Below are 13,027 nucleotides of genomic sequence, written 5' to 3' on the forward strand. Positions count from 1 at the left end.
TCGAAAAGAGGGTTTACCTCATTACATCGAATCCGAGCGGTTAAACTTTACCTTTCCTTCCAGAAGTTCCAACAATGCTGTCATCGACACTTTGCGGGAATCAATCTGAATATCCGGGTCATCCATCATGCGCTCCAGCAGCCTTAGTCGCTTGCTATTTAGAGTTCGCGCATGGCGTGAGGCTACAATCACGGCCTCGTAACGATTGAGACCCTGTCTCTCGATTTCTTCCAAATCAATTTTGCTCACCTTAGCTCCTATTGCTTAACTAACCAAACCAATGATCTTCTGTATCTGTTCCCGAGGTACCATGTCAGTGCGACAATAATGACCGGTAATTACACTCAGAACTTCGCTCACGGCTACCTCAAGGTCATCGTTGACAACAACATAATCGAAATCTTGCCATAGCTGCATCTCTTTGGTAGCATTGTCACGTCGTACGCGAAGCTGCTCCTGTGTCTCCGTTCCGCGAGTCGTGAGGCGCTGACGAAGCTCATCCACCGACGGAGGAAGAATGAAAATCGAGACAGCCTGAGGATAGGCGGCCTTGATCTTCTCCGCTCCTTGCACATCTACGTCGAGTAACATCACTCCGCCCTCATTGAGAACTTTCTCAAGCGGTTCCCGAGGGGTGCCATACCGATAAAGATGAACCCGGCACTCTTCAGCGAAAGCATCCTCACTGATCAAACGCTCGAATTCGTTGTCGTCAACGAAAAAATATTCTCTACCGTTTTGTTCACCGGCACGTTTGCCGCGTGTAGTATAGGAGACAGAGAAATACCAGTCATGATCGCGGTCCCGTTCCGGCAGACTGCGGCATATAGAGGTCTTGCCACCCCCGGAAGGGGACGAAATTACTATGATCTTGCCCGGTTTCCTGAGATTCATGGTATCGGTATTCCCCGGTTCTACTCGACGTTCTGTACCATCTCGCGGAGTTTCTCCATCTCCTCTTTGAGAGAGATGACCGCAGTGGTAATACAGGTTTCAGTGGCCTTGGAGGCCATAGTATTAGCCTCTCGATTCATCTCCTGCAGGAGGAAATTGAGCCGTTTGCCCATCGGTTTTTTCTCCCGCAGAATGCCTTCGTATTGGTCAATATGGCTGGCAAGCCGAGTACACTCTTCTGTGATATCGCACCGATCCGCAAACAGAGCGATCTCTTGCTCCACACGGCCGGTATCACCAGTGCCATTATCCAGCAGGTCCTGAACGCGCTCATACAGCCGCGTCCGATACTTGTCCACAATCTTCGGAGCCTCGGTCGAAATCATCCGATTGGCCTGTCCAATCGTCTTGAGGCGCTGTTTCATATCCTTAGCCATTGCCGCGCCTTCCTTGCGACGCATCCCCAGAAGTTCCTTAAGCGCACCCTTCACGGCTTTTTCCAGCACTGCCCATAACACCTTCTCATCAACAACATCATTGTCAAGATGAGTAACGTCCGGAAACTGCAACAGGTCACTAATCGTGACATCACCAGCGATTTTCAGTTTTTTGCGGAGTGCCAGAAGACGATGACTAACAGCTATCATTGCCTTTTCATTCACATAACTCTTGGCCGGAGAATCCTCTGTTTCGGCAAATCCCGCAAACACAAAAACTTTGCCTCTATCAAGATTGCCGCTAACAAGTTCGCGAACTTTGTGCTCAAGCGAGGAATACTGGCGGGGAACTCGAACCGAAATTTCCAGAAATCGGCTGTTCACACTGGAGATTTCCACGGTGAACGCTCCTGGTTTGCCTTTCATCTGTGCTTTGCCGAATCCGGTCATCGAGTTCATAAGAATTCTGCTCCTCTATTTCAGATCAACTTTGCAAAATACTGATGAACACACATTTGTCAACTGTAAATCGACCTGATTCAGCCGCCGGGGTCCCTGTTTGCACAGGAGCACTATTGGAATAACTACAGTCAACTAACCCGGACGCGTCCGACTGTCGCCTCCTGAGGCATAACCGCTACCAGACTGGTGAGATCCTCCAGTCCGTCACCAAGACGAAGGACAGTAAGAATAGCCGGAGTACCATCGGGAAGAGAAATTTGAAGCCGATTGCAGCAGGCCGGGTCGGAGGCATTCAAGAAACACTCGCGAATGGGGCTCTCGCAGTGATCCGGCGTCACCCCCTCCAAAAACTCACTGAAACGGCGAAAATCACCAATGATGTCGTTCTCTTGAACCATCTGATAGAGAATCGGATTGTGGCCGATAACATTCCCTTCGCGGTCGGTTACCAAGGCACCCAATCCAAGACCGTCAAGTAAACCGACGGCAATGCGGATATCTACCTCACTACTCCTATCTTGCTGTGGCTCTGGCGATTCCACGGGACGTCCAAAGAAACGCAGAACCGAATCACAGCGAGATACACCGCCAGCAACATCAAACTCGGTCAGGGTCGACTCAAAGATAAGACGAACCAAATAGCAGCCGTGCCCATTGATTTCCATGCGAGCAGCATATTCGTGCGGCGCATCGTCAGCCTCAACACCAATCGCCTCATATGTGTCCGTATTGGTGAAATCATAGACAGCACCGGTCTCGACCACCTGGTGGTGCATCGTACTCACTTCCGGTACAGAGGTTGCGACTATTGGCAGATCATTGTCCCCGGCGACATGGCGTAACTCAAGCGAGTTCTCATGGACAAGATAAAGGCAAGCCGTGGTCGCGCCGGCCACAGCTTTGAGTTGTCTCAAAAACATGTTGGCATCAAAATTTTCATGTCCAGCCAGAACATTCTCAAGCAACTCCACGAAAGCCTGGTCATCATTATTCCTGCCCGACTCGGCCTTGATTTCGTCATCGGGAATAATGATGAACACGAAATTGACCGGGTTACCGGCTATGAAACTGAGTGAGACAACAGCAGTGCTAGGTACGATATGACCTTCACGAGCGAGAATACCCAGGCGGGTGGATTCATAGAACGTCTCATAGTTGTTACGTTTTTCAATGAGATTGTCTACTACATTACTTGAATGCTCATCGAGAAAATCAAGGAACATCTTACCGAAAAGATCCTCGCGGGTGAACCCCAGCAGGTTCTCGACCTGATCATCAATGTATACCAGACGGCCTTTGAGGTCAATTTTACAAACTGCACAGCGGTGCAACGCGCTGTCAGTCTTGCCACTTTCGCTTGTCATGCAAGTGCTTCAATCCAGCTTGAGCGCTTTCACGCGGGTCGTCAACTTGTCGGTGCTAACGCGAATGATATAAACGCCGCTTGCCACGTTCGTACCATACTCGTTGCACCCGTACCATGTAATGAATACATCGGACGTTGAGGGTGACATGTTGACTTTCTCCCACATTTTTTCTCCGCTCACATTGAATACTGTGGCGCAGGTCCAAAGACCAGAGGAAGGCGGGATGAAGATGCGGATTGAGTCGTGGAATGGATTGGGACCAGCGAAAATTGAGCGCTGCGAGCCAACCAGACTGACGACGGTGAGATAGGTTGTGTCGGCAAAATAGCCAACATCTGCTACCAATCCTATGTTGGACACGGGTGGCATATCGGCAGAGCCAAGTACATCAAGTTGGCCGGTACCGTCACCATTGTCGTAAAAAGAAACTGTTGGAGGTAGATCAAAAGCAGATAATTCAGGCACTATTGGGCTCCTTCCGCCGGTGGCAACCGGCACGGAGACAAAACGGTCGTGCTGCACCTGAACAACTTCCGGAATCACGAAATGAACAATGTCGGCTGTCTTCACAGCATCGAAAAGACCCCAGCCAAAATCGTTATCAGGCGATGCTGTGCGGTCACCCGATTGTTTGATTAAATCGCGCAGTTCAACTGCTGTAAGGCTGGGATCATGTTCAAGGGCTAATGCCGCACAACCGGCCACCAGCGGCGTAGAAAGGGATGTACCAGAGGAAGCGATCAGTCCACCGAGATGACTGGCAGTAAGAACCCCCGATCCAAGGGTAGTGATATCTGGTTTGATCCGTCCATCAGCAGTTGGCCCCGGCGAAGAGAAAGAAGCCAGACTAGAATCCAACGCAACCGCTCCAACTGCTATCACCGAATCGCCATCCGCCGGGGTCAGGATATGCCCCCAGGATACATTTCGCATATTACCAGCAGCGGTCACTACCAGAATATTTTTTGATGCAGCAATGTCGGCTGCATGCGTGATCAAAGGCGTGTCGCCATCAAGGTCCGCAAATTCGTAGCTACCGCTGTCAGTGAACTGATAATAACCAAGCGAGGAACTGATAATATCGGTACCGGCCGAGTCGGCCCATTCGGCGGCAAGAATCCAGTTGTCTTCCTCACGTTTGATCTCAACGCCACCGCAGGAAATCTCTGTTTGCGCGAGAAGAAACTCCGCTCCCGGAGCCACACCGATTAGTTCCCCCGGTAGATAGCCGGCGATAACCCCCCAGGTGATCGTACCGTGATTGGTTTGCCATCGGGATGGGTTATCCTCCACACAATCCGGTTCACTGACATCAGGATCATCATTGACGAAATCCCACGTACCTACAATCTGTGCCGAGTTAAAAGCCTCGTGGTCCGGGTTGAAGCCGGTGTCAAACATAGCAATACGCACTCCGTTACCGGTCAGTCCCGCATGATGCAGTTTGACCGCACCAACGAACTCATTTTGAGGCAGCGATCCGGCATAGTCATAGTCCTCCGCAGTAACGGACGATGGATTCTCGCGTTGAAGTTCAATCAGGTCAGGAGTCCTATTCACAAAGGTCCGCACCATATCTATTTTGGCTACAAACGGAAGGGCGGCCAGAGGATCAAGTTGATTTGGTATCACTTCAACCGAGATTGCTTTGAGCCATCGAGATACCCCACATACCCGAACGCCTGTGCCCTGAACGGCCTCGATTGCGTAGGTGGATATGGCGTAGTCTCGTTCATCAATCAGAGAGTCGTCCGGGTTGACTCTTACCCGCCGTTGCCAGGCACGCTCCGACAGTGTCGTCAGTTGCCCACTCACCGCAGTACTATCGACGAACACCCACGCCCGGATCGGCATGGTGTTATCACTCTGCGCCAATACGCGAAGCAATCGTTCGGACAGGTGAGCCTGGGCCTGCACGATTGCGGATATCGACAGGCATATCGTAATCGACAATATCCCTATAATAATTCGCCTTCTGATCACTCTGGATTTCATTTCTTCTTGAATAGACCCTTTAGCTTTGAACCGGCATCATCCAATAAATTTTCACCGACTCCTTTCGTCAGAGAGGAGTAGTCGATCTCGGCCTTTGGTTTGTCAACAGTCCCTGACACCAAAAACGGAAGTCTGATGCGATTGCTATTACCATTGCCGTTGCTCAGCAGCCCGGAAACAGCTCCCAATAATCCCTTATTGGAAGTCAGCCGTTTGGTTGTTTCGGCTGACAGCAGAATCGTTCCAGAGTACGAAACGGCATTTTGAAACGAGTAATATCCACCGATGGCCAGGTCTCCAAGAGTTCCCAACTGAGTGCGAAGAGTGTCAAGCGTGACTCTGCCATCGCGTACTGAGATTTTCGTCTGAGCATTCTTGAGTAGCTGATCCTCGCTAATATTGCCGCCTACTTGCTCGACCAGCGTGCTGAGTACTTTGTGGATAGATCCGGATGTGACAACTCGACCATTCTGCATAACACTCTGGCCGTCCATGGTAAGTGAATTCAGAAACTCGTCCGGTTCCCAGCCTTCCGCCTGGTAGCTGCCGGAGAAGTTAAACCGACCGAAGATATGTCCTCCGAACTTGGTAAAGCGACGGACAAAATCGTCAGCCTCGATCTGTGTGGCCTGGAACTCGCCTTCGTAAACCGGGCGTTCCATATCAGCCAGGTCTATTGTTGTCTGGCCGGCAATAGTTCCGGAGTAGGCACTCCCGGTTACATCGCGGCAGACGACTCGGCGATCCTCATATGAAAGTCTACCGATTACATCAGTCAGATCGACCTCGCAATAGACCAGCGTGTCCAAGGTGAACCGCCCTTCAGCCACAATATCCGGGAGTAGAATTGCGGATACGGAGTCGATCTCCGTCCGACCGGTGATTTGACCATCCGCTTCCCTGCCGGTCATCGGGGCTGCCTCCGGGAAGAGGCTATCAACGTTGAGACGATGCGAAGTAAGTTCAAAATTGAACCTGGGCTTCTCATAACGAGAGCGATCGATTCCCTCAAAAGGAAGCAGGTACGGCAGTGGCTTAACCAGAGAACCAGTGAGATGAAGATCACTGCTGACGAATTGAACGTTTAGATCATCCACAAGAATGGTATCGGGGACAATCCGTAACCTGGCGGCCCATGCTCTAACCGGCTCGGCTATAAGGGTGTCCGTATAGGAACCATCAGTAACCGTGACCGTACCACGAGGTCGCAATGTCGTCGGGTGATTAACATCTCCAATAACAGAGAGCTTCATCTCAAAATCACCATTTAGTTCGGGAGCTCCCTCCGGAGACAAGTAACTATTCAGCAGGGCAAGGTTGAGATTGCCGCTCAGCTGGCCATCAAGTCCTACTTCCATCTGCTCCGTCATGATGCTGTCAGCCAGAAGATAGGGTACCAAATCGGTAATGCGCCCCGCAAACGACAAACGGCTGGATGGACTGGAAGCGACAAATTGCTTCACCCGGATTACTTTACGGTCGAAATAGGCATCAAGCGAAAAGGAATCAATAGGCTCCGGCATCAAAGCGGAAGCGTACCGGCCATGTGGTATAGTTATGTTGCCTGAAGCATCCAGGCTCTCAAGTTCATTAAGTTGGCCCGATAGTTTCACCGCTATTGCCGCAGTTCCAGCCAGATCGTGATTACCCTCCAGCGGAAGGAACGGTTTGAGAAACACCATGTCCAACTCGCCCGCTACTTCGGCGTTGATCACAGGGTCATCGAAGTTGTTGACTACAAGATGACCCTTCAATGACTTGTTGTTGAAAGTACCCTCTTCGATATTCACCCGGATATTGTTCGGTTTGAAGTCGAGCATCGCACGTTCACATCGTAGTTTTCCGGCAACTTCCGCATAGCCAATCTCAAGTCCGGCCATCACCGCCGTTCCCGAATACAAAAGCGCTTCTTCTCGACGTTCGCTGTAATCCACCTCGGCACTGAGCGAGAACCCGCCACGGATTTCAAAATCTTCGAGTACACTCAAACGTTCGGGAGATGCCAACGACAACATATCCTCGACACGAATCCGATCCGATTGAATCGATGCTCTGCCCATGAGAGAATCTGGAACATGAGATAATTCTCCGCCAAGATCGAAGCTCATCTTCCCTACCTGCAAGCGTGCTTCTTTCAAGGACACATATTTCCGACCGGCATCATAGTCAGCGCTCCAACTAAGAGCGATCTCAGAGGATGGAACGGGCCAATCCCCACTGATGCTGATCTCACCCACTGCGAACTTGCCATCCGAATGATAGAAATTGGGACGAGGATTCTGGAGACTGGTGGCCAGGCTGATTCCCGAAAGGTGAACGGAGTTTCCGGAACGATCATCGTTGTAGCTAAGGATACCGTCTACAATTTCCAGTTTATCAAAGCTCAAGGCCGCTGCCGCCACCTGAGCCTCACCCGGAGGTTGTGCCCCAACCGGGAACTGAGTCCCTTCCGATTCCACTTTCGTGGAATCGATGCCACCAAAACTGAAGTTGTCCCTGCCGTCCGACAAACGATGCATTCTTATCTGAGGACGTTCCAAAATCAATCGTTCGACCCGATACTCACTCGACAGGAGAGGTAAAATAGCGAGTTTGACATCAATGTCGTCTGCTTTGAGAAGTTCGGTCTCATCAACCATGTCCGCGGGATTGCCAATCCTGACGCCATGCAATTTTACGCCGAGTCCTCCCCAGAAAGAAAGTTCCACATCGTCGATGGCGACATCCCGCCCCAGTGCTTCACTCCCCCGTTCGATAGCCATAGTTTTGACTTTCTCGGTCGGGAAGAAAAGCGTGATCCCAATTATGAGAATAATAACAATGGCCAGAAATCCAGCAGCTATAAAAGCGAGTATCTTCAACAATTTCTTCATGTTCTTCCTATAAACATCGGCTCCATTCAGATTTACGCCTACATTATATAACCCGGACCCAGCGAGCAACAAAAACCGATCCTTACAATGTTATGTGCCACTGCGTGGCAAAACATAACGGTCGGTAGCCATACCGACTACCGACCGCAATAAGAATATCTGGTGTTTTCAACTACAGATCGAGTGTATCCCCCGGCTTGAGAATAATCACTTCCGATCCCTTGACCTGTGACGCAAACGTCATCGCATCAGCTTCAATCAAAGGCCAGGTGTCGTAGTGAAAGGGCACGACTTTGGCCGGCTGCAAAAACTCGGTCGCCTTGACGGCATCGTTGACATCCATAGTGAAATTGTCACCGATGGGCAGGAAAGCCAGGTCGATTTTGTTCATTTCACCGATCAACTTCATGTCATAGAATAGGCCGGTGTCGCCGGGATGATAGATGGTCTTCCCTCCGATTGTCACCAGCATTCCCGTGGGGGGACCGGTATATACCGAAGCATCAGGACCGTAGCCGCCACCGTGGTGAGCGATGGTCAGTTTGACACGACCGAAATCAAAATCATGTCCGCCGCCGATGTGCATCGGATGGAACTCAAGTCCTTCCTTGCCGCACAAACTGGCCAGCTCGTAATTGGCAATCACCATCGCCTTGCAGCGCTTGCCGATAGAGACGGCATCGCCAACGTGATCTCCGTGGCCGTGAGTCAACAGGATGTAGTTGACATCAATGTCATCTGCCTCGGCGGCCGCTACCGGATTACCGGTGAGGAAGGGGTCGATGATGAGCTTATGGTCGCCGTCGGTAATGGTCACACAGGAGTGACCTAGAAACCTGATCTGGGGCATCTTATCCTCCTTGGAATCTGTTCTTGCAACTCAATAAGTATTGTTATCGGATTAAACAGCTTTCTGACGCGTCTGTCAAGGACGGGGGGAATGAACCGTCAAAACAAAACCCTGCCTTCGACTGTAATCGTGGGTTCGTCGGTCTCACCGTGATTGTAGTGCTGCAAATACGAGGCTTTCGCTTCGGCATACGGCAGGAAACGCCACACCATACCAGCCGTCATCGTCCGTCTTTGTATTTCCGAATGGAAGTACTCTTCCCTGTCCTCAACTTCTATCTCAAATCCTCGCCCCAACCCCGCCTCTACGTGCAATGTAACCTGAGCCCGACTGTCACTGGCCATACCACTTACCGAGAGAAATGGCACTTCCTCACGCGTGTATCGTACTAACGTCGGCGGCAAAAATGACAGCGTAGCATACATCTGTCCCAAACGCAGTAGAGGGCCAAAAACTATGTCGTATTGAGAGTCTCTGTCCCAGCCCGGTCCGGTCCCGCGTTCGTAGCTATATGATCGAAAGGCGATGGCTACCTGAGGTCGAAGTGTGATTCCACGCATAGGTTCAGAGAATCCCCAGTATTTGCGCCAAGAGTACTCGGCTCGCAAACCGACCTGCCAATGATTGTAAAGCCCCGCCGCGCAAGACACGGTGAGCGAAGCGCGCTCCAACCCATCAGGCTTATAGCCCCTTGATCCACTGCCATTGAATACGAGCCCGGCGCGCACTTGTCGATGGAACAACATGCGCCTGTAGTATCCGCTGTAGTCATCAAGGATAATCTCCGGATCGAACTCCCCCTCACTCACAAAATGCGCACCGAGCATAAATGATGTGGTTCGGAGCTCGAAGTTCTTTGTCCACCAGCTTTCTGGTTGGTACAGACTATCGTCGCCGGTCCGGACTCGATAGAACTCACGCTTGTGCAGTTGATAGCCGAAATACTGCTTCAGTGATGCATCGAAGTACCACGGCGTCAGGTATCCTGAAGTAATCAGGACTCGGTAATAAGGTCTGATGTGTCGCCAGAACTCCTTGCTAAGAGACTGATAACCGGGATTGTCCGGGTCATCCCCCCACCGAAGACTCCTATCACGGCGAACCCAGTAATCCAGATTCATGTCAACTTGGGCGGTCATGTCATCCGTCATCCCCAGTCGCATTGAGTTCATCGAAGAAGCCAGGTACATCCAGTCATCGCTGTGGTGGGCTCCAGTGCTCGACAAAGAATTACTCCCACTGGAATAGAAGAACTCACGGGTGTCCTTCTCGTGATATGCTCTTATAGTGTTCTCCAGACTCCAGCAACCAGCCTGTAGCAGAGGTCTGTCAGAATTAGTGAACGCGCCGTGTCGCTCAGCAACAACGACGGTCTCCTTATTGAGCCACTTCGATGACACCTGAATACTGGCCTTGCGGTCGATAGAAAGACCCGTAACCCGGTCTGGCGACGGCACGCTCTCGGTGCTCCATTCGGAATAGTAGACATCGTCAATGCCGATCTGCCAGTTACTCCTTGGCCGGGTTTGAATCAGCCCCCTGGGATAAACTCCACTGCCCGGGAAGTAAGGATTTACTCTTGCCTTTGGGACCATCGACAGTCCAAATCGATAACGATCCCCGGTGAAACGATATGTGATTTCCTTCTGCGTTTCATCATAATCTTGTAATTCAAGCTGGCCACTCACAGAATGCGTAGGAACCCAACGTCCATAGAAGTAGTCAAAAGGCAACTCTATATCGGCCCTACTTTGTCCCGCGATGAATATCATTGCAATAAAGAAAAGAACGATTCCCAAACGTATTCTCACCGTACGCCTCCAATCCTAAGCGATAATTCCTCCCCCTACAAGTACATCGCTCTCATAGAAAACGACCGACTGCCCGGGAGTGATGGCACGTTGTTTCTCCCTGAAGGTAACACGAACGTGATCATCGGTCAAGCGGACGATCTTCGCCGCGGCTGGCAGATGCTGATACCTGATCTTCACCGATGCCTCAAGCGACGATGTCACTTCTTTAGCAACCCAGTTGATTTGCGTGGCTTCCAGCTCATCGCAATACAGCCCGGCATCATCACCCACGATTACCCGGTTAGTCTCCGGATCAATGCGATGAACATACAATGGTGTGGGATGAGCAATCCCGAGACCGCGACGCTGTCCAATCGTATAGAACGGCGTTCCTTCGTGACGACCAAGAACTGTGCCGTTGTCATGAACAATATCACCCGGACTGAAGGCCGTTCCTTCTTTCTGACACCACTCCTTCAGAAACCTGTGATAGTCATCATCGGGAACAAAACAGATCTCGCGTGATTCTTTGTTGTCGGCGGTACGAAGATTGTTCTCATGCGCAATCTGCCGGACATCTTTCTTGAGTAATCCCCCCAGCGGCATCAGCGTCATGGCCAGTGCCTCCTGTGAGAGACCCCACAGGACATACGATTGATCTCGCGTGTTGTCAATTCCCTGGCGAATCTGGTAGCGACCGACATCGTTTTTCTCAATGAAAGCGTAGTGTCCGGTGGCGATATAATCACAGCCTAATTCGCGTGCTTTATGTAAAAACGCCGCCCACTTGATATCGCTGTTGCATCTTATGCAGGGGTTAGGTGTGTGACCCGCTTTGTACTCGGAGACAAAATCCTCTATGACACACTTGCGAAATTGCTCCGACATATTGAGCACATAGAAAGGCGCATCAATCCGATCACATATTAAACGGCAATCCGTGATGGAGTCCAACGAACAGCAACGGCCATCACGATAGATGTCACCCCCGACATCAACGTAGTCCCATAGCTTCATGTGGGCACCGATGACGTCATAGCCCTGCTCTTTCAACAACAGCGCGGCTACGGAAGAATCAACTCCACCCGACAGCGCCACGAGGACTTTCTCAGCCACAATGACCTCCCCGATGACCGAGGGCAGGCCACCCGATTGGTGATTGCATAAACTGATTACTTGCGGTCATCATACAGCGGAGACATCTCTCGGAGACGCGTGATAATTGGCGGTAGTTTTTCCAGAACAAAATCAAGTTGCTCATGTGTGGTCTCACGCCCCAGTGAAAATCGGATCGCTCCTTGAGCTTGAATGGGGTCCTTCCCCATGGCGGCCAGGACATGTGAAGGTTCCGTTGCGCCCGAAGTACAGGCCGAACCGGATGAGCAGGAAATCCCTTCTATATCGAGTGAGAGCAAGATTGATTCCCCTTCCGCACCCTTAAAAGAGAGGTTGACCGTTGGCCAGATACGATTTTCCCGGGAGCCGTTGAAAAAGACGTCGGGGATAGTCGCCATAACTTTGTCGATGAAATAGTTGGCTTGTTCCTTGTGGGTGGCGGAGTCCTTCTCCATCCGTCGGTCAGCTACCTCAAGGGCCGCCGCCAGCCCCACCACTCCGGCAATGTTCTCGGTGCCCGGACGGCGTTTCTTCTCATGCGAACCACCGAAAAACAGCGACGCCAGTTTCACGCCCTGCCGGATAAACAGCGCCCCCGTTCCCTTGGGGCCATATATCTTGTGACCGGTCAATGAAAGCAGATCAACCCCCAAGGTCTGCACATCAACTTTCATCTTGCCGATCGCCTGAACAGCATCGGTATGGAACAGGCATCGCCTGTCTTTTGTCACGGCCGAGAGAAACTCTATGTTTTGAATTGCTCCTGTTTCGTTGTTGGCGAGCATAACAGAAACTAACGCCGTTTTCTCCGATACCAGATCAGCCAACTGCTCGGCGGAAGACAAACCTTCACCATCCACAGACAGAAGATCAAGAGCAAAGCCGTGTTGATGATGAAGATACTCAGCCGGCTCCAGGACGGCATGATGCTCTGTAGCCCCGACTACGAGGTGATTCCTCCGGCCTTTCAAATGAAAGGCAACACCGAGTACCGCCAAATTGTCTGATTCGGTTCCTCCCGAAGTGAAGTATAGTTCGGATGGACGGCAGTTTATGAAAGTGGCAATCTGCTCCCGGGCATTTTCCAGAGCTACTTTGGCATCACGCCCGAAATGATGAACGCTGCTGGCATTACCGAAACTCTCTTTGAGAAAGGGCATCATTGCTTCCAGGACTTCCGGATCAACCGGGGTTGTCGCGTTATGGTCGAGATAAATCGGTTTCATGTTCTATTCCTGTC

The 13,027-nt window shown here is 51.2% G+C and carries 10 protein-coding genes; all 10 read right to left on the reverse strand.

Annotated features, from left to right (window positions below):
- Positions 1-21 precede the first annotated feature (21 nt).
- Positions 22-249: a DNA-directed RNA polymerase subunit omega gene (locus KOO62_09385; protein ID MBU8934204.1), complete on the reverse strand. Its 228-nt coding sequence runs from the start codon at positions 247-249 to the stop codon at positions 22-24.
- A 15-nt stretch (positions 250-264) separates the two neighbouring features.
- Positions 265-894 (reverse strand): guanylate kinase, encoded by a 630-nt coding sequence (gene gmk / locus KOO62_09390; GenBank protein ID MBU8934205.1) that lies wholly within the window; start codon positions 892-894, stop codon positions 265-267.
- A 20-nt stretch (positions 895-914) separates the two neighbouring features.
- Entirely contained in the window at positions 915-1,790 is an 876-nt protein-coding gene (locus KOO62_09395) for a YicC family protein (protein MBU8934206.1), read from the reverse strand.
- 131 nt (positions 1,791-1,921) lie between these two features.
- Entirely contained in the window at positions 1,922-3,157 is a 1,236-nt protein-coding gene (locus KOO62_09400) for a PAS domain S-box protein (GenBank protein MBU8934207.1), read from the reverse strand.
- A 9-nt stretch (positions 3,158-3,166) separates the two neighbouring features.
- Complete coding sequence (locus KOO62_09405; GenBank protein ID MBU8934208.1) at positions 3,167-5,155, reverse strand: S8 family peptidase; 1,989 nt, start codon at positions 5,153-5,155, stop codon at positions 3,167-3,169.
- Entirely contained in the window at positions 5,152-8,028 is a 2,877-nt protein-coding gene (locus tag KOO62_09410) for an AsmA family protein (protein ID MBU8934209.1), read from the reverse strand. Before KOO62_09410 ends, KOO62_09405 begins: the two co-directional genes overlap by 4 nt.
- Positions 8,029-8,200: 172 nt before the next feature.
- Positions 8,201-8,878, reverse strand: a complete 678-nt coding sequence (locus KOO62_09415; protein ID MBU8934210.1) for a metal-dependent hydrolase — start codon at positions 8,876-8,878, stop codon at positions 8,201-8,203.
- A gap of 98 nt (positions 8,879-8,976) precedes the next feature.
- Positions 8,977-10,689: a hypothetical protein gene (locus KOO62_09420; GenBank protein MBU8934211.1), complete on the reverse strand. Its 1,713-nt coding sequence runs from the start codon at positions 10,687-10,689 to the stop codon at positions 8,977-8,979.
- Positions 10,690-10,704: 15 nt separating this feature from the next.
- Complete coding sequence (gene mnmA, locus KOO62_09425; protein ID MBU8934212.1) at positions 10,705-11,787, reverse strand: tRNA 2-thiouridine(34) synthase MnmA; 1,083 nt, start codon at positions 11,785-11,787, stop codon at positions 10,705-10,707.
- Between the two features lie 56 nt (positions 11,788-11,843).
- Positions 11,844-13,013 carry a cysteine desulfurase gene (locus KOO62_09430; GenBank protein ID MBU8934213.1) on the reverse strand — a complete coding sequence of 390 codons (1,170 nt, stop codon included), beginning with the start codon at positions 13,011-13,013 and terminating at the stop codon, positions 11,844-11,846.
- Between the last annotated feature and the right edge of the window lie 14 nt (positions 13,014-13,027).

The organism is Candidatus Zixiibacteriota bacterium (genome assembly GCA_019038695.1).
In the GTDB taxonomy this organism is placed as follows: Bacteria; Zixibacteria; MSB-5A5; order GN15; family FEB-12; genus B120-G9.